23 protein-coding genes are annotated in these 25517 nt (G+C 67.4%); 18 read left to right on the top strand and 5 right to left on the bottom strand.

What is annotated here, in order from left to right; translation table 11 throughout:
* Nucleotides 1-579: 579 nt before the first annotated feature.
* Nucleotides 580-1089 carry a hypothetical protein gene (locus V7787_RS17765; RefSeq protein WP_336088837.1) on the top strand — a complete coding sequence of 170 codons (510 nt, stop codon included), beginning with the start codon at nt 580-582 and terminating at the stop codon, nt 1087-1089.
* Between the two features lie 28 nt (nt 1090-1117).
* Here V7787_RS17765 and V7787_RS17760 read toward each other — a convergent pair whose 3' ends face one another.
* From V7787_RS17760 to phnF, 3 genes are all read right to left on the bottom strand, one after another.
* On the bottom strand, nt 1118-3214 hold the full coding sequence (locus V7787_RS17760) for a tetratricopeptide repeat protein (RefSeq protein ID WP_336088836.1): 2097 nt from the start codon (nt 3212-3214) through the stop codon (nt 1118-1120).
* A 265-nt stretch (nt 3215-3479) separates the two neighbouring features.
* A complete protein-coding gene (locus V7787_RS17755; RefSeq protein WP_336088835.1) occupies nt 3480-5516 on the bottom strand; it encodes a hemopexin repeat-containing protein in 2037 nt (678 codons plus the stop codon).
* 99 nt (nt 5517-5615) lie between these two features.
* Nucleotides 5616-6416 carry a phosphonate metabolism transcriptional regulator PhnF gene (gene phnF / locus V7787_RS17750; RefSeq protein WP_336088834.1) on the bottom strand — a complete coding sequence of 267 codons (801 nt, stop codon included), beginning with the start codon at nt 6414-6416 and terminating at the stop codon, nt 5616-5618.
* Between the two features lie 123 nt (nt 6417-6539).
* Between phnF and V7787_RS17745 the strand changes: the two genes are divergently transcribed.
* From V7787_RS17745 to V7787_RS17715, 7 genes are all read left to right on the top strand, one after another.
* A complete protein-coding gene (locus V7787_RS17745) occupies nt 6540-7676 on the top strand; it encodes an alpha-D-ribose 1-methylphosphonate 5-triphosphate diphosphatase (protein ID WP_336088833.1) in 1137 nt (378 codons plus the stop codon).
* A gap of 133 nt (nt 7677-7809) precedes the next feature.
* Complete coding sequence (locus tag V7787_RS17740) at nt 7810-8343, top strand: hypothetical protein (RefSeq protein ID WP_336088832.1); 534 nt, start codon at nt 7810-7812, stop codon at nt 8341-8343.
* Nucleotides 8344-8347: 4 nt separating this feature from the next.
* A complete protein-coding gene (locus V7787_RS17735) occupies nt 8348-9499 on the top strand; it encodes an XVIPCD domain-containing protein (RefSeq protein WP_336088831.1) in 1152 nt (383 codons plus the stop codon).
* A 199-nt stretch (nt 9500-9698) separates the two neighbouring features.
* Nucleotides 9699-11978 (top strand): TonB-dependent receptor, encoded by a 2280-nt coding sequence (locus V7787_RS17730; protein ID WP_336088830.1) that lies wholly within the window; start codon nt 9699-9701, stop codon nt 11976-11978.
* 185 nt (nt 11979-12163) lie between these two features.
* Nucleotides 12164-12847: a phosphoribosylglycinamide formyltransferase gene (purN, locus tag V7787_RS17725; protein ID WP_336088829.1), complete on the top strand. Its 684-nt coding sequence runs from the start codon at nt 12164-12166 to the stop codon at nt 12845-12847.
* Nucleotides 12848-12929: 82 nt separating this feature from the next.
* The gene (locus V7787_RS17720; RefSeq protein ID WP_336088828.1) at nt 12930-13649 is read left to right on the top strand and encodes a DUF3108 domain-containing protein; all 720 of its coding nucleotides are present in this window, start codon (nt 12930-12932) and stop codon (nt 13647-13649) included.
* Nucleotides 13646-14350: a DUF3108 domain-containing protein gene (locus V7787_RS17715; protein WP_336088827.1), complete on the top strand. Its 705-nt coding sequence runs from the start codon at nt 13646-13648 to the stop codon at nt 14348-14350. The genes V7787_RS17720 and V7787_RS17715 overlap by 4 nt, the downstream gene beginning before the upstream one ends.
* A gap of 300 nt (nt 14351-14650) precedes the next feature.
* Here the strand turns inward: V7787_RS17715 and murA are convergent, their stop codons facing one another.
* Together murA and V7787_RS17705 are read right to left on the bottom strand one after the other, a co-directional pair.
* Entirely contained in the window at nt 14651-15907 is a 1257-nt protein-coding gene (gene murA, locus V7787_RS17710) for a UDP-N-acetylglucosamine 1-carboxyvinyltransferase (protein ID WP_336088826.1), read from the bottom strand.
* A gap of 117 nt (nt 15908-16024) precedes the next feature.
* Nucleotides 16025-16264 carry a BolA family protein gene (locus V7787_RS17705; protein WP_336088825.1) on the bottom strand — a complete coding sequence of 80 codons (240 nt, stop codon included), beginning with the start codon at nt 16262-16264 and terminating at the stop codon, nt 16025-16027.
* A gap of 282 nt (nt 16265-16546) precedes the next feature.
* Here V7787_RS17705 and V7787_RS17700 point away from each other — a divergent pair, with 282 nt between their 5' ends.
* The 10 genes from V7787_RS17700 to rapZ all read left to right on the top strand — a co-directional run bounded on the left by V7787_RS17700 (nt 16547) and on the right by rapZ (nt 25171).
* Complete coding sequence (locus V7787_RS17700; RefSeq protein ID WP_336088824.1) at nt 16547-17584, top strand: KpsF/GutQ family sugar-phosphate isomerase; 1038 nt, start codon at nt 16547-16549, stop codon at nt 17582-17584.
* Nucleotides 17585-17711: 127 nt separating this feature from the next.
* The gene (locus V7787_RS17695; protein ID WP_336088823.1) at nt 17712-18260 is read left to right on the top strand and encodes a KdsC family phosphatase; all 549 of its coding nucleotides are present in this window, start codon (nt 17712-17714) and stop codon (nt 18258-18260) included.
* Nucleotides 18257-18823 (top strand): LPS export ABC transporter periplasmic protein LptC, encoded by a 567-nt coding sequence (gene lptC, locus V7787_RS17690; protein WP_336088822.1) that lies wholly within the window; start codon nt 18257-18259, stop codon nt 18821-18823. Before V7787_RS17695 ends, lptC begins: the two co-directional genes overlap by 4 nt.
* On the top strand, nt 18804-19397 hold the full coding sequence (lptA, locus tag V7787_RS17685; RefSeq protein WP_336088821.1) for a lipopolysaccharide transport periplasmic protein LptA: 594 nt from the start codon (nt 18804-18806) through the stop codon (nt 19395-19397). The genes lptC and lptA overlap by 20 nt, the downstream gene beginning before the upstream one ends.
* Complete coding sequence (gene lptB / locus V7787_RS17680) at nt 19397-20116, top strand: LPS export ABC transporter ATP-binding protein (RefSeq protein ID WP_336088820.1); 720 nt, start codon at nt 19397-19399, stop codon at nt 20114-20116. Before lptA ends, lptB begins: the two co-directional genes overlap by 1 nt.
* Nucleotides 20117-20149: 33 nt before the next feature.
* Nucleotides 20150-21670, top strand: a complete 1521-nt coding sequence (locus tag V7787_RS17675) for an RNA polymerase factor sigma-54 (protein ID WP_336088819.1) — start codon at nt 20150-20152, stop codon at nt 21668-21670.
* Nucleotides 21671-22073: 403 nt separating this feature from the next.
* Nucleotides 22074-22400, top strand: coding sequence for a ribosome hibernation-promoting factor, HPF/YfiA family (gene hpf, locus V7787_RS17670; RefSeq protein WP_336088818.1), 327 nt, complete (start codon nt 22074-22076; stop codon nt 22398-22400).
* A 55-nt stretch (nt 22401-22455) separates the two neighbouring features.
* Nucleotides 22456-22920: a PTS sugar transporter subunit IIA gene (locus V7787_RS17665; protein ID WP_336088817.1), complete on the top strand. Its 465-nt coding sequence runs from the start codon at nt 22456-22458 to the stop codon at nt 22918-22920.
* A gap of 362 nt (nt 22921-23282) precedes the next feature.
* Entirely contained in the window at nt 23283-24233 is a 951-nt protein-coding gene (gene hprK / locus V7787_RS17660) for an HPr(Ser) kinase/phosphatase (protein ID WP_336088816.1), read from the top strand.
* The gene (gene rapZ / locus V7787_RS17655) at nt 24230-25171 is read left to right on the top strand and encodes an RNase adapter RapZ (RefSeq protein ID WP_336088815.1); all 942 of its coding nucleotides are present in this window, start codon (nt 24230-24232) and stop codon (nt 25169-25171) included. The genes hprK and rapZ overlap by 4 nt, the downstream gene beginning before the upstream one ends.
* The last annotated feature ends 346 nt before the right edge of the window (nt 25172-25517 follow it).

Below are 25517 nucleotides of genomic sequence, written 5' to 3'. Positions count from 1 at the left end.
CGCCGCGCACGGCGCGCGGCGTTACCGACCGTACCGACATCCATGCCGGTACGAGGCGGGTTGCACGTCCGTGTGCCCATCGATGCGTCGCATTCGCCGGCTTCCGCCCGTGAGGCTCGACCCGAGCCGCGAAAGAAGCGATCGCGCCAAATCCGATGGCCATCGCTCCGGCGCGACGCGCCGGAGGTTGCCGGGTCCAGTCCCGCGGACCCGGGGCCTTCCTTAGCCAGTCTCAGCGGATCGCGCCCCGGTGCGGCCCGGGGCGCGATCCGTTGAGTCGCCGCGCTCCGCCCCCTCCGGGATGGACCGCGACGAAATCTGCGCACCCATTTACCGTCGGCGCGGCACGCATTGCGAGGAAGGATTCGGGATCGAACCGGGACGAAACGGGAACGTTTCGGTGGCCGCGCGCGCCGCCACCGGCGCGGCCGCGAACGCGATCACGCAAGGAGCGTGAGTTGCGGCAAGTTAATGCGGAAATCGTCCCCGTTTGTGCCCGCGATTTGCTTGGACGCCACGGCGGGCGGCTCCTAGGCTGACTGCGTCGCGCTCCCCGCGATGCAACCTGGAGAATCACCGATGCGCCCGCTGTTCAAGGCAATGAGCTTCACCGCCACCACCGCCAAGACGCTGTTGTTCGCCGCCGCCCTGACCGTCGGCAGCGCCCAGGCCCACCAGTCCAACCCGCAGTGCTACCTCGACGGCGTGCAGATCAAGCCGGTCGGCCGCTTCGCCTTCACCTCCAAACAGGTCGCCGACTTCCACGCCGAGCTGATGCGGCGGCCGCCCGGTTCATGCCCGGCCGGCGCCGGCAGCGGCGGGGTCTCGACCAAGTCCTGCGGCCAGGTCGACCACTGGCACGTGGCCAGGATCATGTCGGCGGAGTACTGCGCCAAGCTGCAGGAAGGCGCCAAGGACGCGAGCAAGGCCAGCGGCCCGGTTCCGGTCGCCGAAGTGACCGCGCCGCCGAGCTACCTCTCGCCGGACCACCACCTCAAGTACACCTACAAGGCCGCCACCCCCAGCACCATCGTGCTGCAGGGAATGTGCGTGATCTGCTACACCATTCCGGCGCCCGCCTCGAAGTAAGGCCGGCGCCGTCCGCGCCCGCCGCCGCTCACACCAGAGCGTTGCGGCGGGTGTAAGCCAGCACCGCGTCGACGTGGTGCTGCAGCTCGCCGCGCATGGCTTCGTCGAGCGCGCATTCGGCCAGCACGTAATAGCCCGAGCGCAGCACGTCGCGCCAGCGCGGCTGGCGCGGCAGCTTGGACAGGCTCAGGTAGCGCTCCATCGCCCGCGCGCGCAGGCGGCCGTCGTCGACGGTGACGCGCCAGATCCGGCTCTTTTCCGCCAGTTCCAGCCGGCCCTGGCCGGTGCTGCGTTCCCAGGCCTCGACCACCGCCAGCATCAGCTCGACCAGGGCGCGTCGGAACGAGGTGCGCAGCGCCTCATCGCCGGGACCGGCCGGGGCCACGTCGAGCGCGACCGTTTCGCCGGCCTCGACGTCGCCGCCGGACGCGGCTTCGGTCGCCGCCGCGTGGCCGGCGCGTTGCAGGCCGAGCACGATCGACCCCTCGCCCTGCCCGCTTTCGCTCAGTTGCGCATGCAGGCGTTCGCCGCCGAAGGAGAACGCCAACCGCTGCGGCGCCGAGGATTCTTCCAGGTGTTCCAGCGCCTGGGCGAAGCCGCGCGCGTCCTCGCCGGCCAGCAGTTCGCCGAACCCGCGCCCGGCCACCGGCGCGGCCGCGCCGGGCTGGATCAGTTCGCTGGCGGCGCGGTTGGCGGCCAGCACCTGGCCTGCGCCGTCGAGCACCAGCACCGCGTCGTCGCGGCTGTCCAGCGCGGCCTGCAGGCGCGCGCGGTCGACGCCGAGTTCGTCGGCGGCGCGGCGGTAGTAGTCGATTTCTTCATCCAGCCGCGCGCGCCGCGCCGCTTCGCTCACCCGCGCGCGCTGCTGGCGGCGCAGGAAAAACACGGTCAGGCCCAGCAACGCGGCCAGCGCCGAGACCACGGTCAACCACAGCGCCAGGCTGCGCACCCGGTTCTGCGCGGCCAGCGCGGCGATGGTGCGGTCGCGTTCGGCGGTTTCGAAACGCAGTTGCAGCCACTTGGTTTCGCGGTCGTACTGCGCTTCGCGCAAGACCCGCGCGGCGCGCTCGGATTCGCGCAAGGCCTCCATCGCCTGCGGCCATTCGCCCAGCGCCTCGTGCGCGGACGCCAGCGCCGCCAGCAATTTCGGACGGTCGCTGTCGGGCGCGGCCATCGGCCGCAACGCGGCGAGCGCACGATCGCGCGCGGCCTGCGCCCGGCCACGCTTGAGTTCGACCTGGATCGCCTGCAACTGCAGCGGCGCCGGCACGATCTCGCCTTCGCCGGTCGCCACCGCGGCCAGGCCGCTGTCGACCCAGCGCGCGGCCGCGGCCACGTCGCCGCGGGTCAGCGCGGCGCGGGCCAGTTCGGCGTAGGTGCGTTGCAGGTATTTGCGGTTGTTCTCCCGCACCAGCTCATCGCGCGATTGCAGCAGCAGGCGTTCGGCGCCGTCGACATCGCCGCTGTCTAGCAGCGTCGCGCCCCAGGCTTCCAGGGTATGCGCCGCCTCGACCTTCCGGTCGGCGCGCAGATGCACCTCGCGCGCCTGGCCGTAATAACGCGCGGCCTGGGCGGTGTCACCCATGTCGCGGTACAGATCGCCGAGGTTGTTGAGGGTGCCCGCGGATTGACCGCCCGGCAGTTCGCGCAGCAGCGCCAGGCTGGTGGTCTGCGCCTGCAGCGCGCCGCGGTAATCGCCCAGCCGCAGCAACGCAGCGCCGATGTTCTTCCAGTTCTTGCCCTGGGCCAGCCGGTTGCCGCCGCGCTCGCCCTGGGCCAGCGCGCGGCGGAACCAGCCCAGCGCTTCCAGCGGGCACTCGCGCCGGAATTCGAGCACGCCGCGGTGGCGGTACAGCTCTTCGGCGGCGGCGGCGGTCGGCTCGGCGCCGATCGCCGCTTCGGCGCAGTCGAGCAGGCGCCCGGCTTCGGCGAATTGCTGTCGATCGACGTGGGCGATTTCGCGCTGGTACAGCGCCTGCAACGAGCCGGCCCGGTCGCCGCCGGCATCGAGCCCATGATCGCGCAGGCACCGCGCCGGATCGGGCAGCACCGCGGTCGGCGCCGCGCACGCCTGCGCTTGCGGCACGCCCGCCGCGGCGGGCGCGGCCAGAGCCGCGAAAAACAATCCCGCAACCGCGATCGAACGCCTGACCTCGCCTTTGACCACATCCCGCTCCCTGTTCCCCTGCGGGAAGCTTTGCCGATCCCGGCACGAAGCGGAAGCGAAGCGCGGCCTCGATCTGGGACTGCAACGCCGACTGCGCGTTCGTGGTCACACTTCATGCGGGCCGCAATCACAACTTGTATCCAGCAACGCGCCGAGCGTGAACTCCGTTCGTTCAGCTTGCGCCGCGCCGGCGCGAACCGGCGCGGCGATCGCACAGCATCGCTCAGCGTTGCAAGCTCAGGCTCAGGTTGTCGGCGAACCCATCGCCCTGGGCGTTGCCGTGTTCGAAGCGGATCTCGACTTCGGCCCACTGCGCATCGGCCGGCACCGCGCCGCCGATCTCATAACGCTGCATCGCGCCGCTGGCGCCAGCCGGCGCCAGTTCGAACGCGGTGCCGGCGTACAGGTTCTGCAAGCCCGGCCAGTTGCCGGCGGTGATGCTTGCCGGATAGCCGGCGTCGGCGCGGTCCAGGGTGCGGTCGTAACGCAAGTATTCGCCGGGCTTGAACAGATACGACTTGCTGTTGGCGAAGTTGAGCGCGCCCGACCAATGCGCCGGCCAATAGCCGCTGCCGGGCCAGGTGCTGTCGGACAGGTTGCCGGGGTAGTAGTGGTCGGCGCGGTCGTTGTCCAGGTTGTAGCGGATGTATTGATCGCCCTTGAAGAAGTACAGCTTGCTGCGGCTGAAGTAGAACGCCGCCTCGATATCGCGGGCGCCGCCGGCGAATTTCTCCAGGCCCGGCCAGTTGCCGGAAATCGCCGCCGGGTAACCCGGATCGACGCTGCGCGCGGCCAGGTCGTAACGCAGATACTGCGCGTCCTTGAAGAAATACGCCTTGCCGTTGCCGGCTTCGAACGCCGCGTCGATATCGCGGGCGCCGCCGGCGAATTTCTCCAGCCCCGGCCAGTTGAGCGCGATGGATTGCGGATAACCGCTGGCGACGCGGTCGGCGGCGATGTCGTAGCGGTAGTAGTCGCCGCCGCGGAACACGTGGCCGACGCCGGCGGCGCTGAAGCTGGCCATTCCGCGCAAGTCGTAGAAACGCAGGAACACCCGCGCGCGGTGTCCGCTGGAGGCGCCGAGATCGGCGCTGAGCTTGAACGTCGCCGCGCCGTCGCGCAGGTTCAGGCCGCGCAGGTCCACCCGCTGACTCAAGCTGTTGCTGCGCGAGGTGTCGCGGCCGATGAACAGGTTCTCGCCACCGCCGCTCGGGCGCGCCGGCAACCAGGTGTATTGCGCGTAGCTCACCGCCTGGCCGCCGTTGCCCTTGCGCCAACCCGGCACGTCGCTGTCGTAACCGCGATCGATGCGGCCGCGCGAGTACTCGGCATCGGCATTGGCGAGCAGATTGGCGCCGAACGCGGGCGCGGCTTCGCGCTGGGGTTTGTGCATCGGCCGGCCGTCGAGTCCGGCCGGAATCGCCAGCCCCAGATGGGCCAGGATGCTCGGCGCGACATCGACCTGCCGCGGCGCCAGACGCAGCGGCTCCAGGCCCAGATCCGGCACCGATTCGCCGCTGAACGCGATCAAGGTCTTGCGGTCTTCCGGGGTGTTGCGGCCGTGGTGAACCGAGCCGCCGTGATCGGTGCCGACGATGATCAGCCAATCCTCATCGGCATAACCGGGCCGCGCGCGCAGCTTGGCCATCAGCTTGCCGATGCGGTCGTCGATGCCGCGGATCGCCGCCGTGTAACCGGCGGCGTCGCGATTGAAATAGCTGCCGGCGTGGCCGGCCTCATCGGGCTGGTTGAAGTCCAGCAGCAGCACGTCCGGGCCGGTCGCTTCGCCCAACCATTCCAGCGCCTTGCTCAACACATTGGCGTCGCTGCCAGCGTTGTAGACGCTATCGGCCTTCCACGGAATCTGGGTCGCCAGCGGCGCCCACGACAACGCCGCCGCGGTGCGCTTGGCCGGCGCCACCGCTTCGATCCGGCTCAGCACGTCGGGCCAGGCGGCGTAGTTCTTGCCGTTGAAGGTGTTGTCGTACACGCCGTGCTTGTCGCGCTCGACCCCGGTGAACAACGACGACCAACCGGTGCCGCTGATCGCGGTGTCGGCGGTCAGGCCTTCGCGGCCGAGATAACCGTCGGCGACCAGCGCATCCAGATTCGGCGTGGCGACGCTGCCGTACACATCGCCGCGGAAACCGTCGGTGCCGATAAACAACACCTTCGGCGTCTTCGCCGACGCGGCCGTACAGGCCAAGGCCAGAACTACAGACAACGCGATACCCGAACGATGCGATCTGCGACGCGACATGACCCGCTCCAGCGATGAAAGGAGCCGGCAGGCTAGTCCGCGTCGACGACGCCTGGCATGACTCAAACCGCATAGCCGCCAGGACTTGGCAAGCTCATGTCACGGTTCGGTCATCACCATCAGCTGCACCCAGTCGCCGGCGAACGAGGTCACCCCGAATTGCACCGGTACGCCCTGCGGATCGACGTTGAGCGAATGCACGCACAGCACCGGCCGGCGGGTGGATTGGCCGAGCACCCGCGCGACTTCGGCGCCCGGCAAGCGCGCCATCACCGAGGTGTGTTTGCGCAGGTAGTCGCGTACGCCGAATTCGGCCAGGGTGCGGGTCACCGATAATTGTTCGGCGAACACCCGGTCCAGGCCCGGGAAGCGCGAGGCCGGGAACCAGGCCTCGCTGTGATCGACGGTGCGGCCTTCGACTTCGCTGGAATACACCACCCGATGCGCGCGTTCGCCGGAAATCAGCCCCAGCGAGCGCGCGACCAGGCGCGTCGGCGTCTGCACGCCGGCCTCGATCAGGCGGTAGCGGCTTTCCACGTTGAGATCGTGCATCGCCTTGCCGAAGCGCGTGCGCCGGCCGATGGGATAGTGATACGGATGTTCCTGGACGAAGCTGCCGCGGCCGGTTTCGGTACGCAACACCCCGCGCTCTTCCAAGGCTTCGATCGCGCGCCGCACGGTGTGGCGGTTGACGCCGAAGCGTTTGGCCAGATCGAACGCCGAAGGCAGCTTGTCGCCCTCGCTCAGCGCGCCGGAGCGGATGTCCTTGAGCAGCGCGTTCTCGATCTGTTGCCACAACGGCAGCGCGGCGTCGCGTTGCGCGGCTTCGGCCGACGCCAACGCAGCGGTGGAGGTCGGAGCGGCCGCATCATCGGCGGCGGCGGTCTGGGTCGGTGTCACACAACCTCCATCTGCGCTTGCTTGACTAGACAGGTCGGGCTCCGCATCAGCCGCCATGAGAACCCGCCGGCATTGCATGGCCATGACAGAACCCGCCTTACCGCTGCCCGCGCGCACTGGACGATGAATCCCATCCTGCTCGACAACGCCCGTTTGATCCTGCCCGGCGAAGTGATCGCCGGCCATGTCGCCATCGCCGACGGCGTCATCCGCGATATCGGCACAGGCCGTGTGAACTCGCCCGCGGCGATCGATTGCGCCGGCGACTATGTGTTGCCCGGTCTGGTCGAGCTGCATACCGACAATCTGGAAAAACACCTGCTGCCGCGCCCCGGCGCGCATTGGCCGGCGGCGGCCGCGTTGCGCGCGCACGATGCGCAATTGCTGGCCGCCGGCATCACCACCGCGCTCAACGCGATTTCGGTCGGCGAGGAAGACGCGGAGGAAGCGGTCGATCCGCGTCCGGTGCTGGACGCGTTGGCGGATGCGCGCGAAGACGGCGGCCTGCGCATCGACCACGCCGTGCACCTGCGCTGCGAACTGCCGTGTCCGGATCTGCCCGATCGTTTGCGGCCGTTGCTGGACACCCCCGGCCTGCGCTTGCTGTCGCTGATGGACCACACCCCAGGCCAGCGCCAATTCCACGATCTGGATCGTTACCGCGCCTACAGCGCGCGACACGGCAACGCCCGCGACGACCACGGCTTCCAGGCGCGGATCGAGCATCTGCGGCAGTTGCAAAGACGCCATGCCGATACCCATCGCGGCGTGGTGATCGCGATGGCGCGCGAACTGGGGCTGCCGTTGGCCAGTCACGACGATTCGGATCTGAGCCACATCGCCGAAGCCGTCGAGGCCGGCGCGCGCATCGCCGAATTTCCGGTCAATCTGGCCACCGCGATCGCCGCGCGCGCCGCCGGCCTGCAAGTGCTGGCCGGCGCGCCGAACCTGGTCCGCGGCGGCTCGCACAGCGGCAACGTCGCCGCCGCCGATCTGGCCCGCGCCGGGGCCTTGGATGCGCTGTCTTCGGATTACGTGCCCGGCAGCTTGTTGCTGGCGGCGTTCCAACTCGGCGCGTGGGAATCGATCGGCCTGGCGCGCGCGGTGGCGATGGTGACGCGCACGCCGGCGCTGGCGATCGGCTATCGCGATCGCGGCGAGATCGCGATAGGTTTGCGCGCGGATTTGCTGCGGGTGCGGGTGGCGCGCGGGTTGCCGCAGATCGAGGCGGTTTGGGTGGGTGGGGAGCGGCGGTACTGATCCACTTCTTCGGCAGAAAAGACGGACGACTGCGCTCTTTTTTGCGTCACTTACCCGCGCAGTAACGTGTTCGGCTTGTCGCTGCGCGAAACTTGCGGCAACCTCCGTGAATAGCCAAGGGCGCGGAGCGACAATGAGCACTCGGTATGCAATTTTCTGTATAGCCGCATTGAGTGCGCTTTCTGTATGCGCCTGTGCACAAGCGCCTGACAAGGCTTTGTCGCGCAAGCAGTCGTCAGCCGCCTCTGCGGCACAGGATTCGATCACGCTGGAAAATCTGCTGCTCTGGCCATTGGATGAGCCACAAGGGACTAAGCGCGTAACCGCGTCCCTGCAACGAATCTTCACGATGGAACCGCTTCAAGGACCTCAACTATACGGGAAAGGCCCGGCTCATTTGTCCGATGGCCACATTTTGAGTTTCGCGTGGATTCGCCAACGCTCGAACAGTATCGATATCGGCGTTGCCGATAAGCCCTGCCTTCCGGTCGAGCGCGCCATCAGCATCACCGGGGCCACAATCGAACCAACCGTCATCGATCAACACGGCGCAGATCGCGGCGCCAAGTACCAGGCCGAACGAAACGGGTTCTCCGTGCGTTTCGAAACAACGTCCAATGATCGGCGGTGCGTAACCGACATACACATCAGCCCTTCGCCAAGATAGAGCCATGGCCGACGACTCACTGGCAAATGAAGTCAAGTCGCTCAGAAGCGCGGCTGAGTTCCAACTCATGCCATCTCGCATGCGCCAATGGATCGAGGCGTCGCCGAATGCCGTTGCCGACTTCGATCAGTTCTTCAAGCAGGGCGGTAAGTTCGAAACAGGCAGCAATGTCGATCTCCCGTACTACCATGCATCTACACCGCCAAGGATTTACTTGAACCAAGAGCAATGGCATCAATTGCAAAAGGACGATGCCCCGCTCTACCCCCAACTCCACGCCTTCGGCACCCTGGCCCACGAAATCGGCCACGACCGCTACAACACCGGCGTCACGCCCTTCACCGGCAAGACCGCGAACGAGTACGTCCAGTACCGCTCCGAGCTGGAAGCCCAGGCGATCTTCAACGCCTTCCCGATCTTCAAGGACCTGGAAAAGCATCCCGACTTCGCCCAGATGGGCCTGCCGTTCAACTCCATCGGCTACCTCAGCGGATTGGAGCTTGCGGTGAGCTACAAGCAATGGCGCAGCGGCGAGATCGAAGACAAAGCGGTGGTCGAGCGCATCGCCGCTCAGGTACCCGAGCGGCCTTACACCTTGGGCAGCTCGCTGCGCGATCAGAATGCCGACGGCCGGCTGACCCATCGCGACGCATACTTGTCCGACTACGCCCGGTACGTCGCGCCGAAACTCAGTCCACAGGCGCCGCCCGTCCATTACGACGGCCCGTCCGTGCCGGCCGAGCCCAGCCACGCCGATCGCGTCTTGCTGGAAAAGATCCGCGAAGGCGTCCGTGGGCTCGACAAGCAGATCGGCAAGCCCTGGGACGAGGGCAGCGAACGCTTGAGCGCGAGCGCTTTATCGATGGCGGTGCGGATGAATTTCAAGCCCGACGACGACGTGCGGATCGCATCGAACAACGCCACGCCGACGCACGCGGCGGGCGAATTGCTGTTCGTCTACCGCGTCGGCGCCACGGCCTCGCCCGATCCGGCCGCCAACTTCGCGCAGACGCCGATATCCGACGCATTGACCTTGCCGGCGCAGGAGCGCTATCAACAGATTCAAGCAATGCGAGATGCCCAAATCCAGACGCAGCAGCCATCGCCGCCCCAGCCGGACCCGCCTGCGCCGGGCGCGCCCGCACCGACGCGTTGAGCAACGCAAGCACGACAAAAGCCTGAAAACGGCGCGGAATCGGGCCGCATTCCGCCGGCACCACGCCGACGGACGCTTTCGGCCACGACCGACTAGACAGGTACGCCGCGCAGTCCGCGCGCCGCGCCCAGGACTTCATATCCCCTCGCTGTAATGCCGCCAGACGCCACGACCGTGGCGCGCATTCCACGAGAACCGCATGAAAACCCCGACCCGCACTCCTCTGGCGCTGGCCTTGCTGGCCGTGCTGCCCCTGGCCAGCCACGCGCAAACTCCATCCGCCGCCGGCGTGAACAACGCCGCCGCTAACGCCCTGGCCGCCACCAGCGCGCCGTTGGACACCGCCGCGGGCGATGCCGCCACCCTGGACACGATCTCGGTGATCGGCCATCGCGAAACCCGCCAGGTCCAGCGCATCGGCAAGGTCGAACTGCAAGCCACCGCGTCGGGCACCAATCCGGTCAAGGTGCTGGAGAAACTGCCCGGCGTGCACTTCGTATCGTCCGATCCGTGGGGCAGCTACGAGTGGTCCAACCGCATCGCCATCCGCGGCTTCGCCCAGAATCAGTTGGGTTACTCGCTCGACGACATTCCGCTCGGCGACAACAGCTACGCCAACAACAACGGCTTGTCGCCCAATCGCGCGATCCTGCCGGAAAACATCGCCGAGCTCGAACTGGCGCAAGGCGCCGGCGCGCTGCGCATCCCGTCGACCAGCAATCTGGGCGGCGCGCTGCTGCTGCACTCTTCCGATCCGGAAAGCGAATTCGGCGCGCGCGCCAGCGTCGCCTTCGGCGACAACGCGACCCTGCGCAGCTTCGTGCGCGTGGACACCGGCGACCGCGCCGGCTTCAGCGCCTATGTCTCGGGCATGCGCAGCGAAGCCGATCGCTGGAAAGGCGCGGGCGTGCAGGAGCAGCAACAGTTCAACGGCAAGGCGGTGTATCAGTGGGATCGCGGCCGGGTCTCGGCGTGGCTGTCGACGTCGCGCCGCAACGAGACCGACGATCCGGATCTCTCGCTCGACCTGATCCGCCGCTGCGGCCTGTCGTGGGACAACTACGCGCCCGACTGGCAACGCGCGCTCGCCGCCGCCAACGGCCGGTTCAGCGGCTGCGCGACCAACAAGGACGATGCGTATTACCTCGCCCGCGGTCTGCGCAACGACGATCTGGCCAGCCTGACCGGCGAGTTCGACCTCAGCGACCGGCTGCGTCTGGACGCCACCGCCTACTACCACCGCAACGAAGGCCAGGGCCACTGGTTCACCCCGCACATCAGCTCGCCGACGATTCCGATGGCGCTGCGCATCACCAGTTACGACATCGAACGCAGCGGCTTGAACGCGCGCCTGGCGTACACGCTGGAGCAGCACACCCTGGAAGGCGGGTTCTGGTTCGAGGACAGCGTGCACGGCGCTGGCCGCAGTTTCGTCAACATCGCCGGCCCGATCGACGATCAACGCTTCTTCGACCCTGGCGAATTCGCCCAGCGTCTGTTCCGCCAGCGCTTCGATACCCGCACCCGGCAGTGGTTTCTGCAAGACACCCTGCGTATGTTCGATGAGCGCCTGACCGTCAACGCCGGCTTCAAGGGCCAGGACGTGGTCACCGACGGCACCGTCGTCGTCCCCGGCCGCGCCGGCGGCCGCCTGCGCGCGCGCGACAACTTCATGCCGCAACTCGGCCTGGCCTGGCAGTTGAACGAGCGCAGCGATCTGTTCGCCAACTATGCCGAGAATCAGGCCGCGTTCCGGCCCGGCGTCAACGGCGCGTGGTCGTTGACCCAGGCCTCCTTCGACCTCAGCCGCGCCAGCGCCAAGCCCGAGCAATCCAAGACCGTGGAGATGGGGTGGCGTTACGGCGACGATAATTATCAGCTGTCGGCCACCGGGTACGGCGTCGATTTCCAGAACCGGCAATTGGTGATCGTGCCCTGCCCGGGCGTGGTCAGCTGTCCGAATCAATTCGCCAACGTCGGCAAGGTCCGCACCGTCGGCGGCGAGTTCGCGTTCGTGTGGACGCCGGGCGAACACTTCCGCTGGTTGACCAGCTATGCCTACAACCGCTCGCAGTACCGCTCGAACTATTCGAGCAGCGGCACCCTGGTGGAGGTGCGCGGCAAGCAGGTGGTCGACACGCCCAAGCAATTGTTCGCCACCGAGCTGAGTTACGGCATCGGCGATGTGGAGCTGCGGCTGGGCGGCAAGTACACCGGCAAGCGTTACTACACCTACACCAACGATGCGGGGACCGACGCGTTCTGGCTGTGGGATGCGGGGGTGAGTTGGCAGCGCAAGGACGTGGGGCAGATCAAATCTCTGCGGGTGGGGTTGAACGTCTACAACCTGTTCGACAAGCGCTATATCGCGACGTTGGGCAGCAATGGTTTTCGCGATAGCGATCCGCAGGGGACGTTCCAGACTTTGCTGACCGGGGCGCCGCGGCAGTGGTTCGTGTCGGTGGATGCGAAGTTCTGAGTGCGGGCTCGCGTGCCCTCACCCCAACCCTCTCCCGCGAAGCGGGAGAGGGAGCCAAACGCAGCGATCTGGAGCCCCTCTCCCGCTTGCGGCGCCCGAAGGGTGTGCAAGGCTGAGAGAGTTGGGGTGAGGGCCGCCCCGTAATCGCCTAAAATGCCGCTCCGCTCCCACCGCCCCCGGCCGCAATGCCCCAGCCGCTCCCCCGCATCGCCGTCCTCGCATCGGGCCGCGGCAGCAATCTGCAGGCCGTCCTCGACGCGATCGCCGCGGGCACGCTGGCCGGCGAAATCGTCGGCGTGTTCTCCGACAAACCCGCCGCCGCCGCATTGCAGCGGGTGCCGGCCGAGCTGCGCTGGTCGGCCAACGCCAAGGCCTATCCCAGCCGCGAAGCCTTCGACGCCGAACTGGCCGACGCGGTCGCCGCCGCGCGCCCGGACTGGGTGATGTGCGCCGGCTATCTGCGCATTCTCGGCGACGCCTTCGTCGAACGTTTCCGCGGCCGCACCATCAACATCCACCCCTCGCTGTTGCCCAAGTTCCGCGGCCTGCGCACCCACGCGCGGGCGATCGAGGAAGGCGAACGCGAGCACGGCGCCAGCGTGCACTTCGTCATCCCCGAGCTCGACGCGGGCGGGGTGATCGGCCAGGCCGTGGTCGCGATCGAACCCGGCGACACGCCCGATACGCTGGCCGAGCGGGTCCTGGGCGTGGAGCATCCGTTGTTGCTCGCGGTCATGAGATTGGCGACCTCGGGCCGACTGGCTGAACACGGCGCAACCGTCGTCCTGGACGGTCATCCGCTATTTACGCCGCTGCGTTTAGATTTCGCCGGCCGATTGACCGACCCCGCCAGCGGTGCCCCGGCCTGATCGCCACGGCGGCCGCGGACGTCCCGCCGGCCCGCCACGCTTCTCCCTTGCGCACCGCGCTCCAGGACTCGCCCCGCCCGTCATGAAGTCCCTCCTGCCCCTGCTTCTGGCCACGCTGATCGGCGCGGCCGCTCCCGGCAGCGCGCTCGCGCTGGAGCCGTTCGTGGCCAATTACCAGGTGTTCAACGGCGGCAAGGCGCTGGGCGACGCGACCATGCAGGTCAAGCCCGAAGGCGGCCACTGGCGCATCGACCTCGACATCCGCGCCGAGCACGGCATGATGGGCCTGACCGGCGCGGCGGCCAAGCAAAGCACGCTGTTCGATCTGGTCGGCGACACGTATCGGCCGCTGAGCCAGACCATGGTGCGTAAGCTGTTGTTCTCCAAGCGCACGATCGACGGCAGCTACGACTGGACCAAGCGCACCGCGCAATGGAGCGGCGACATCAAGGAACACCGGCGCAAACCCATCGCGCTGGAAGACGGCGACATGAGCGGCCTGCTGATCAACCTGGCGGTGGTCCGCGACGCCCAGCCCGGCAAGACCCTGAACTACCGGTTCGTGGATTCCGGGCGCCTGCGCCCCCATCAATACCTGGTGGCCCAGGAGCTGGAAGGCGTCAAGGTCGACGACATGAGTTTCAACGCGATGCGCGTCAACCGCGTGCAGAGCGGCAACGAGGAAACCTCGATCTGGGTGGTCGACGGCGTTCCCACCCCGGTGCGCATCCTGCAGCGCGAAGATGGCCAGGACACTTACGATTTGCGTCTGGTCGAATACAAAGGAGTCAACGAACAATGACGACCCAGCTCTCCCCCAAATTGCCCTCCCCCAAGCTCCGTCTCGCGGCCGTGGCCGTCGCCCTGGCCGCGGTGAGCGCGCCGGCGTTGGCGGTCAAGCCGTTCAGCGCCGACTACTCGGCCAGCTACATGGGCATGCAAGGCGCCGGCCGCATGACCGTGGCCCAGGCCGACGGCGGCCGCTGGAAGTACGAACTGTCGATCACCAGCCCGCTGGCCGAGCTGCGCCAGACCACCACCTTCGATGAGGCCGGCGGCAAGCTGCGTCCGCTCAGCGGCAGCGATTCGAGCAAGGTGTTCGCCAAGAAGAAGAACATCGCCGCCAATTACGATTGGTCGCGCGGCGAAGCGACCTGGACCGGCGACATCAAGCCCGACCGGGCCGGGCCGATCAAGCTGCAAAGCGGCGATCTGGACGCGTTGCTGGTCAATCTGGCGCTGGTGCGCGACGCCGGCGCGGGCAAGCCGATGAGCTACCGCATGGTCGAAAGCGGCCGGGTCAAGGAACTGACCTACAGCGTGGTCGGCAAGGAAGCGATCACCGTCGGCGGCAAGTCGCAGCAGGCGACCAAGGTCTCGAGCAAGAACGGCGACAAGGAAACCATCGCGTGGGTGGTGCCGAACGTGCCGGTGCCGGTGCGGATTTTGCAGCGCGAGAACGGTAGCGATGCGATCGATTTGCGGGTGCAGGCGGTGCGTTGAGGCGCGTTGCCGACTGCTTCGAAGATCCAACAAAAAGCCCCGCGAATGCGGGGCTTTTTTATTGCCCCCTCTCCCGCTTGCGGGGTGAGTGGACGCTGCTTGCGAGCCATTGGCTCGCGCGTCCGCGAACGCCCAAACGCTATGCGTTTGGGCCGGGGCGGGTTGGGGTGAGGGCGCTCCGGCAGCCAAAGAAGAGCAAAAGCATTCGCGCTTGTCAGCGCTCACCCCCTCACCCTAGCCCTCTCCCGCAAGCGGGAGAGGGAATAGGTCGCGGCAAGCGGGCCGCGTCGACAGTGCTAATCAACCAACCCGCCGAATCTTCGCCCCCAACGCCGACAATTTCTGCTCGATGTTCTCGTAGCCGCGGTCCAGGTGATAAATACGGTCGATCGTAGTCTCGCCCTGCGCCACCAACCCAGCCAGGATCAACGACGCCGACGCGCGCAGATCGGTCGCCATCACCGGCGCGCCGCTGAGCTTGGGCACGCCGCGGATCACCGCGGTGTGGCCGTCGACGCGGATGTCCGCGCCCAGGCGCAGCAGTTCGTTGACGTGCATGAAGCGGTTTTCGAAGATCGTCTCGTTGATCACGCCCGCGCCTTCGGCGATGCAGTTGAGCGCCATGAACTGCGCCTGCATGTCGGTCGGAAACGCCGGGTACGGCGCGGTCACCAGATCCACCGAACGCGCGCGGCGCCCGCCCATGTCCAGGGTGATGCGGTCGCCGTCGACTTCGATCGTCGCGCCGGCGTCGCGCAATTTGTCCAGCACCGAATCCAGCGTGTCGGCGCGGCTGCGGGTGGTGACCACGCGGCCGCCGGTCATCGCCGCGGCGACCAGGAAGGTGCCGGTTTCGATGCGGTCGGGCAGCACGTCGTGGCTGCCGCCGTGCAGACGCTCCACGCCGTGGACCACGATCCGGCCGCTGCCGGCGTTCTCGATGTTGGCGCCGAGCGCGTTGAGGCAATCGGCCAGATCGACCACCTCCGGCTCCATCGCCGCGTTCTCGATCACGCTGGTGCCTTCGGCCAGGGCCGCGGCCATCAACACGTTCTCGGTGCCGGTCACGCTGACCACGTCGAACACGAAGCGCGCGCCCTTCAGCCGGCCCTTGCGCTGGGCCTTGATGTAGCCGTTCTCGACCGTGATCTCCGCGCCCAGCGCCTGCAGCCCCTTGATGTGCTGATCCACCGGCCGCGAACCGATCGCGCAACCGCCCGGCAGCGAGACTTCGGCCTGGCCGTACTTGGCCAGCAACGGGCCCAGCACCAGCACCGAGGCGCGCATGGTCTTGACCAACTCGTACGGGGCCACGTGGCTGTTGACCGTGGTCGGATCGACCGTGATCGTCGCGCCCTCGCTGGTCACTCCGGCGCCCAGCTCGCCGAGCAGCTTGGCGGTGGTCAGCACGTCGTGCAGACGCGGCACGTTGCGGATCGTTACCGGCGCGTCGGCCAGCAAGGTCGCGCACAGGATCGGCAGGACGGCGTTCTTGGCGCCGGAAATCTGGACTTCGCCGTTGAGCGGCTGGCCGCCTTCGACCACGATTTTTTGCATGTGTGTGCGCCGGTAATCGGAAAATGGAGAATCGCGAATGGTAAAAGCTGACGGACCGCGCTGAATGAGGTCTAGGTGAAGTCGGAAGACGCAGGCCGCCCTCCCGTTCCCCAGTCCCTACTCCCGATTGCCCGCTTCTTCCGGCGTCATCGTCTTCAGCGCCAAGGCATGGATCTCCCCGCCCATGCGCTCGCCCAGGGTCGCGTAGACCAGGCGGTGGCGGGCCAGCGGCAGCTTGCCGCGGAAGGCCTCGGCCACCACGGTGGCTTCGAAATGGACGCCGTCGTCGCCGCGCACCTGCGCTTGCGCGCCGGGCAGGCCTTGTTCGATCAGGGTACGGATGGTTTCGGCGTTCACTCAAAGCCTCTGCAATGGGCCGGCCCGGAGGTCCGGACCGTGGGTAGGGAAAGCGGTGCCTGCGCCGGCGCGGTGGCGCTGCGCGGGTCGGGGGCCGGTGGGGCCGGGCTGCATCGAACCCGGCCGAAGGACGGACCGGCAGGCCCGGATCGGCCGGCCGGGACGGCGCTGGGCGGACGAACCGCTTAGAATTAGCGGATTAGCCTAGCCGAAAGCCCCTCGGTCCGAAACGGCGCCCCCTTGAAACACACTGAATCAGCAATTCCCAGGACCGGCCCCCTCATGACCCCACCTGCCTCCGCTCCCGGCTCCAACCTGTCCGACACCCGCCTGTTGCCCGCGCACGCCAGCGACAGCGGCCTGGCCGAGAGCGGCCGGCGCGTGTTCGAGATCGAGTCGCAGGCGCTGGCGGCGGTGGCCGCGCGCATCGACGGCGATTTCACCGCGGCCTGCAAGCTGATTCTGGCCGCCAAGGGCCGGGTGGTCTGCACCGGCATGGGCAAATCCGGGCACATCGCGCGCAAGATCGCCGCGACCCTGGCCTCCACCGGCACGCCCTCGTTCTACGTCCATCCGGGCGAAGCCGGGCACGGCGATCTGGGCATGATCACCGACGCCGACGTGGTCCTGGCCCTGTCGTACTCGGGCGAAAGCGACGAAGTGCTGATGCTGCTGCCGGTGCTCAAGCGCCAGGGCAACGCGGTGATCGGCATGACCGGGCGGCCGCAGTCCACGCTGGCGCGCGAATCGGACGTGCACCTGGACGTCAGCGTGCCGGCCGAGGCCTGCCCGCTGGATCTGGCGCCGACCTCCAGCACCACCGCGTCCTTGGCGATGGGCGACGCGCTCGCGGTGGCGCTGCTGGAAGCGCGCGGCTTCACCGCCGACGATTTCGCCCGCTCGCACCCGGCCGGCGCGCTCGGCCGCCGGCTGCTGCTGCACATCACCGACATCATGCACGCCGGCGAAGACGTGCCGCGGATCTCCGCCGACGCCACCGTCAGCGAGGCGTTGGTGGAAATGAGCCATAAGCGCCTGGGCATGACCGCGGTGGTCGACGACGGGCAACGCCTGATCGGCCTATACACCGACGGCGACTTGCGCCGCACCCTCGACGATCCGGGCGTGGACCTGCGTTCGACCCGCATCGCCGAGGTCATGACCCGCTCGCCCAAGACCATCGGCGCCGACGCGCTGGCGGTGGAAGCGGCGCAGTTGATGGAGACGCACAAGATCAGCGGTCTGCTGGTCGTGGATACTGAACGGCGGGTGGTCGGCGCCTTGAACATTCACGACTTGTTGCGGGCCAGAGTGGTTTAAGGCCAGGAGTGAGCGCACAGGAGTGAGGAGTGAGCGGCCGCTCGCTTCGCAGTTCCGCAAAAAATTCGCCGCCCCCGCCATCACCGCCCCGCTCACTCCTCACTCCTCTGCGCTCACTCCTCGCTCAATGCCTTACAGCCACCTCAACGACTATCCCGCCGCGATCCGCGAACGCGCCGCCCGCATCCGGCTGGCCTGCTTCGATGTCGACGGCACGCTGACCGACGGCCGACTGACCTTCGACAGCGACGGGCGCGAGTACAAAAGCTTCCACGTGCAGGACGGCCAAGGTCTGGCCTTGCTGCGCAAGGTCGGGATCGAAGTGCATTTCGTGACCGCGCGCGGCGGCGCCATCGCCGCGCATCGCGCCGCCGAACTCGGCGCGCATTCGCACGGCGATATCAAGGACAAGCTGGTTTGCGTCAAGCAGATCGCCGAGGGCTTGGGGCTGCCCCTGGAACAGGTCGCCTTCATGGGCGACGACCTCGCCGATCTGCGGATCCTGCCGCACGTGGGCCTGTCGGTGGCGCCGGCCAACGCCCATCCGTGGGTGCGCGAACGCGTGCACTGGCGCACGGTGGCGCGCGGCGGCGAAGGCGCGGCGCGCGAACTGTGCGATCTGCTGCTGGGCGCGCAAGGCCACGCCGAAGCGGTATTGAACGGAGCGCTGGGATGAGCTGGCGCGGATGGTTCACCCTGATCCTGCTCACCGCCGCCGCGCTCAGCGGCTGGGCGCTGTGGTCGCAGCGCGACAAGCCGCAGTCGGCCCAGGCCGGCACCCGGCCGGACTACGTGCTCACCGATTTCGAAGCCGTGGTGCTCGACAAGCAGGGCAAGGAGTCCTTCACCCTGCGCGCGCCCAAGCTGACCCGCGATCCCACGGTCAAGACCATGGACATCACCACGCCGCTGTTCCTGATTCCGCCGAAGGAAGGCGGCAACGGCGGCCCGTGGCAAGTGCGCTCGCAGCGCGGCTGGGTCAGCGCCGAGGCCGATGAGGTGCGTCTGCGCGGACAAGTCCATGCCGACAGCACCAACGCCGAAGGCAAACCGATCAAGATCGCCACCGAGGAACTGAACGTCTTCCCGGATGCGAACAAGGCCACCTCGGCCGTCGCGGTCAACATGGTCCAACCCGGCACTATACTGAGCGGTCTGGGCCTCGAGGCCGACCTCGAGACCAAGAACGTGATCCTCCAATCCAACGTCAAGGCGCGCTATGAAGCGAAAGCCCGCTAATTTTCCGGCCCTGTGCCTGATCGCGCTGCTGTTGGCGCCGGTCATGAGCGCGCACGCGCGCAGCTCCGACCGCAATCAGCCCATGGATACCGACGCCAATCAAATGAACTGCTCGGCTGGCAGCGACAGCGGCCCGTGCACGCTCACCGGCAACGTCAAGATCGTCCAGGGCACCTTGGTGATTACCTCGGCCAAGGCCGACATCAAGCGCACCGACGGCGACATCAGCTACGTCACGCTGACCGGTTCGCAAGTGAACCTCAAGCAGGAACTCGACGACGGCAGGCCGTTCACCGGCCGCGCCAACAAAGTCGATTACGACATGCCCAAGGACATGGTGACCCTCACCGGCAACGCCTTCGTCGACAACGCCGGCGACACCATCACCAGCGAACGCATCGTCTACAACATGAAGACCGGCCAGGTCGAAAGCGGCGGCACCGGCGGCCGCGTGAGCATGCGCCTGCAGCCCAAGAACAAGGACGCCTCGGCCGCTCCCGCCCCGGCCGCGCCCAAGCCGGCGCCGGCCAAGCCCGCGACCAAGCCCGCCCCCGCCAAGAAGGGAGGCGGCTGATGCTGGTCGCCCAAGGCCTGCGCAAGGCCTACCGCCAGCGCGAAGTCGTGCGCGACTTCGGCCTCACCCTCGACGCCGGCGAAGTGGTCGGCTTGCTCGGCCCCAACGGCGCCGGCAAGACCACTTGCTTCTACATGATCGTCGGCCTGGTCCCGGCCGACGCCGGCAGCATCGTGCTCGACGGCAAGGACATCACCGCCGAACCGATGTACGCGCGGGCCAAGTACGGCGTCGGTTATCTGCCGCAGGAACCCTCGGTGTTCCGCAAGCTCAGCGTGGCCGACAACCTGCGCCTGGTGCTGGAACTGCGCGACGACCTCGATCGCGCCGGCATCGAGCGCGAACTGGCCAGCCTGATGGACGAGCTGCAGATCACCCACGTCGCCGACCAGCTCGGCGCCAGCCTGTCCGGCGGCGAGCGCCGCCGCGTGGAAATCGCCCGCGCCCTGGCCACGCGCCCGCGGCTGATGCTACTGGACGAACCCTTCGCCGGTGTCGACCCCATTTCGGTCGGCGAGATCCAGCGAATCGTGCGCCATCTCAAGAATCGCGGGATCGGTGTCCTCATCACCGACCATAACGTTCGTGAAACCTTGGGCATTTGCGATCGTGCGTATATCCTGAACGACGGCGGCGTGCTCGCGCAGGGGGCTCCGGACGCGCTGCTGGCCAATCCCGATGTCCGTCGCGTCTATCTGGGTGAAACGTTCCGTCTGTAACCTCACGGTTGCCGGGCGCGAACGACGCCCGCGATGCACGACTCGGCCGCCTGCCATCTCAGGTCGTTGCCTTTACAGGGTCGCGTCAGTCATCGAACCATGAAGCCCCGCCTCCAAGCCTCTCTCGGACAACAGCTGGTAATGACGCCGCAATTGCGGCAGGCGATCCGTCTGCTGCAACTGTCGGCCGTGGAACTGGAAGCTGAACTGGCGAGCGCGGTGGAAAGCAACCCGCTGCTGGACTGGACCGAGCCGGCCGCGCCGGGCGGCGAGGACGACGCGCGTCCGCCGCAGACCTCGGCGTCCTCCAGCGAGAACGCCGACCACGGCGAAGGCCCGGGCCCCGGCAGCGACGCGCCGACGCCCGAGCCGGAGTGGACCATGGACGACGGCGAGACCTGGTACGAGCGGGTCGGCCCGTCCGACAACGACGAAGACTCGCCCGCCGCCGAGCAAGTCGCCGACGCCGAAACCCTGCTCGATCACCTGCTGTGGCAACTGCACCTGAGCCCGCTGTCCACCCGCGACCGCAGCATCGGCGTGGCCCTGATCGAAGCCATCGACGACGACGGCTACCTGCGCGAGCCGCTGCAGGCCATCGCCCAATCGCTGGCGCCCGAGCTCAGCGTGAGCGAGGAAGAAGTCGTCACCGTGCTGCATCAGGTGCAGCGTTTCGATCCGGTCGGCACCGGCGCGCGTTCGCTCGGCGAATGCCTGAGCCTGCAACTGGGCACCTTGAGCGAAGACACGCCGGGCAAGGCGCTGGCGCTGCAGATCTGCGCCGGTCCGCTGGAACGCCTGCCGCGGGTCGGCGTGACCGGCCTTGCCGCCGAACTCAAACTCGATCCGGCCGAGGTGGATGTCGCGGTGCAACTGCTGCGCTCGCTCGACCCGCGTCCGGGCGCGCAAATGGGCGCGATCTCCACCGATACCTACGTCACCCCCGACGTGGTGATCTGGCGCCAGCGCGGCCTGTGGCGCGTGGCCTTGTCGGAAACCATGCGCCCGCGCATTTCCATCCATCGCGGCTACGAAGGCATGATCCGCCACGCCAGCGCCAGCGACGCCAGTTATCTGCGCGGCCATCTGCAAGAGGCGCGCTGGCTGCTCAAGAGCCTGGAAGCGCGCGGCGACACTTTGCTGAAGGTGGCGCGTTGCCTGCTCAAGCAACAGGCCGCGTTCCTGGAATTCGGCGACAGCGCATTGCGACCGCTGACCCTGCGCGAGGTCGCCAACGAAGTCGGCCTGCACGAATCCACGGTCTCGCGCGCGATCGCGCGCAAATACGCGCGCACCCCGCGCGGCACCGTACCGCTGCGCGCGTTCTTCGCCTCCGGCATCGATACCGGCGCCGGCGGCGAGGCCTCCAGCACCGCGATCCAGGCGATGATCCGGCGCCTGATCGAAGCCGAGAACCCGCGCAAGCCCTTGTCCGACGCGCGTCTGGCCGAAACCTTGAAGGCCACCGGCGTGCCGGTCGCGCGCCGCACCGTGGCCAAGTACCGCGAGGCGATGAGCATTCCGTCGTCGCAAGACCGCGTGCGAATGGGCTGAGCCCCGCCCTTCTCCCGCAAAGCGTGAGAAGGTGCCCCGAAGGGGCGGATGAGGGCGCGCGAAGTCCAAACATCGCCGCAACCTGGAACGCCCTCACCCCAACCCCTCTCAGCCTTGCACCCCTTCGGGCGCCGCTAGCGGGAGAGGGGCTTAGTCCGTCGCTCATGCCGTTTGCGGCCAATCACATTGCAAAACTTTTACATCGACTAAAAATTCCCGCCGAATCAATCGCTTCCGCGGCGATTAAGACCAAAGGACCCAGCGCGCCCCTTGCGCCGCAAACTCATCGTGAGATGCTGGACCCCCTGGCCTCGGCCAGGGCGTCATCCGGTTCCGTCCAGGTCCGGCAAGGCCGGACGGAACCTCGAGTTCCGCATTCATCCGCGACGTGAAGGAGGTCCCGATGCGTATCGAAACCCACGGCCAGCAGCTCGAAGTCACCCCAGCCCTGCGCGATTACGTGGAAACCAAGCTGGCCCGACTGCAACGCCACTACGACCATCCCTTCGACGTGCGAACCCAGCTCAGCCTCGACAAGCCCGACCATCGAGCCGAAGCCACCATCCTCATCGCCGGCCGCACCCTGCACTGCGATGCCGCCGCGATCGACATGTACGCCGCCATCGACCTGCTCGCCGACAAGCTCGACCGCCTGTTGATGAAGCACAAAAGCAAACAAGTCGACCACCACCGCGGCGAAAGCCTCGCCCGCAGCGGCGAACTCAGCTGAGGCTTAGCGTAAACTCCGCGCCAGCCACGTACCGCTAGCCACCCACAACGCCGTCATGCCGCTTTACGAACTGTTGAGCGCGGAGCGCGTTGCGATCCTGGTAGAACCCGGAGATCGCAACGCGGTGCTCGAAACCGCCGCGCGCATGCTGTCCGAAGGCAGCCCGCTGATCGCCGGCCCGCTCAACGCGGGCCTGCGCGAACGCGAAAAACTCGCCAGCACCGCCATCGGCCACGGCGTCGCCATCCCGCACGGGCGCAGCCCCTTGTTCGAAACCAGCCGCGGGGTGTTCCTGCGTCTGGCCCAACCGGTGGATTTCGGCGCCGCCGACGGTTGCCCGGTCGATCTGGTGCTGGCGATGGCCGTGCCCGAACACCACGTCCAGCAACATTTGCAGCTATTGGCCGAATTGGCCGAACGCTTCGCCGACGCCGGCTTCCGCGAACACCTGCGCTCGGCGCCGACGGTGGCCGAACTGAGCTACCGCCTGCTGGACCACTGCCGCCGCAGCGCGGCCTGAACTCCCACCGCAACTCCCCGAAAGCGTTCCCCCCTTTGAAAAAGGGGGGCTAGGGGGGATTCGCTCTTGCTCTACTCCCGCGCAAATCCCCCGCGCCCGCTCCGCGGTCGCCGCCCCCTTTTCCAAAGGGGGCAACAGAAACCATCAGACCCGCGCAACCCGAATATTGCCGCCGCAGCGCGGCCCGAGCTCCGACCACACCTCCCCGAAGCGTTCCCCCCTTTGAAAAAGGGGGGGCCAGGGGGGATTTGCTTTTGCTCTACTCCCGCGCAAATCCCCCGAGCCCGCTCCGCAGTCGCCGCCCCCTTTTTAAAAGGGGGCAATCAGGCTCGCGTAACCCGAATCCCGTAGACTTCGCGTCCATGAGCAAAAGCATCCGTGCAGGCGAACTGTTCGAACAACAGCGCGAGCGCCTCGCCTTGCGCTGGCTGGCCGGTCAACGCGGCGAAGGCCGATTGGTCGAGGCGGTCAACACCGTCGCCCGCCGCCCCTCGCTCGCCGGTTACCTCAACGCGATCTATCCGAACAAAGTGCAGATCCTGGGCACCGAAGAGCTGACCTGGCTCGACGGCCTGGATTCGCGCCTGCGCTGGGAAACCATCGAAAAGATCATCCAGTTCCGCCCGCTGGCGCTGGTCATCAGCAAAGACCAACCCTGCCCGGAAGACCTGCGCATCGCCGCGGAAGAAACCGACACGCCGCTGTGGGTGTCGCCGCGACGCGGCCACGAACTGCTCAATCACCTGCAATACCACCTCGCCCGCGCGCTGGCGCCGCAGATCACCCTGCACGGGGTGTTCATGGAAATCTATTCGATCGGCGTGCTGATCACCGGCGAATCGGGTTCGGGCAAAAGCGAGCTGGCCCTGGAACTGGTGACGCGCGGGCATCGGCTGGTCGCCGACGACGCGCCGGAGTTCACCCAGATCGCGCCGGACGTGCTCGACGGCACCTGCCCGGACATGCTCCAGGACCTGCTGGAAGTGCGCGGCCTGGGCGTGCTCAATATCCGCCAGATGTTCGGCGACACCGCGGTCAAGAACAACAAATACCTGCGTCTGATCGTGCACCTGACCAAGCCGATGAGCGAACCCAAACCGGCCGGCATCGAACGCCTGACCGGCGACACCGGCCTGCGCCGCGTGCTGGACCTGGACGTGCCGATGATCACCTTGCCGGTGATGCCCGGCCGCAACCTGGCCGTGCTGACCGAAGCGGCCACGCGCCTGCACAGCCTGCGCATGAAAGGCCTGGACCCGGCCGCAGCGTTCATCGCCCGGCACAGCAACTTTTTGGAGCGCGGCGAATCGTGAGCGGCATCGAACCCCAAGCCAGTGCGTCCACCGCCACGCGCGCGAACGCCGAGCCTTTGCCTGAAGCCAGCGGCTTCAGTCTGGTCATCGTCAGCGGCATGTCCGGCTCGGGCAAGTCGGTGGCCTTGAACACCTTCGAAGACCTGGGTTTCTACTGCGTCGACAATTTGCCGGCGGAATTGCTGCCGCAGTTCGTGCAGAACGTGATCAAGGCCGAAGACGGCATGCCGACCAAGCTCGCGGTCGGCATCGACGTGCGCAACCGCCACAGCGATCTGGCCAATATTCCCGAGTGGTTGTCGGCGGTCGGCGCATTGGGCGCGGATCCGAAACTGGTGTTCTTCGAATCCAGCGATTCGGTATTGCTCAAGCGTTACGCCGACACCCGCCGGCGCCATCCGCTGAGCCAGTTCGGGCTGGCCCTGGCCGATGCGATTTCGCTGGAACGGCAAGTGCTCAAGCCGCTGCGCCAGATCGCCGACGCGATCGTCGACACCAGCGAACTCAACGTGCACCAGCTGCGCCGCCACGTCATCACCGAATTCGGTCTCGACGGCGAGGCCGGCATGTCGCTGCTGTTCGAATCCTTCGCCTACCGGCGCGGCGTGCCGGCCGACGCCGACTTCGTGTTCGACGCGCGCGCGCTGCCCAATCCGCACTGGAATCCGGCGCTGCGGCCGTTGTCGGGCCGCGACGGCGGCGTGCGCGAGTACATGGAATCGCAAGCCGACGTGGCCTTGTACGTCGAGCAGATCAGCCAGTTCCTCGACACCTGGTTGCCGCGCCTGCAATCGGACAGCACCCGCAGCTACGCGACCATCGCCTTCGGTTGCACCGGCGGGCGGCATCGTTCGGTGTATTTGGCCGAGCGCTTGGCCGAGCATGCGCGGCTGCGCGGGTGGAATGAAGTGGCGGTGCATCATCGCGAGTTGGATTGAGCGCGGGTAAGGCTCGTTTCACCGCCATTCCCGCCAAAACCTCACCCACCGCCATTCCGGCGAAACGAAAACTCAAACCCCCTTCACCGTCATTCCGGCGAAAGCCGGAACCCATTTTGACGTTGCTGTTGCTGTCTCGAGTTTCGAGCAACGGCAAAATCAAAATGGGTTCCGGCTTTCTCCGGAATGACGGGTGGGGGAGTTTCGATGCAGCGGGCAGCAGCAGCCGCGACGGCGACGGTGACCGATCCGCGACCGCGACCGCGACCGCGACCGCGACCGCGACCGCGACCGCGACCGCGACCGCGACCGCGAATAATTCGCCAAACATCGCCCCACAGGTGAA

This window comes from Pseudomonas sp. CGJS7 (genome assembly GCF_036961695.1).
This window is presented reverse-complemented; position numbering and strand designations above follow the sequence as displayed.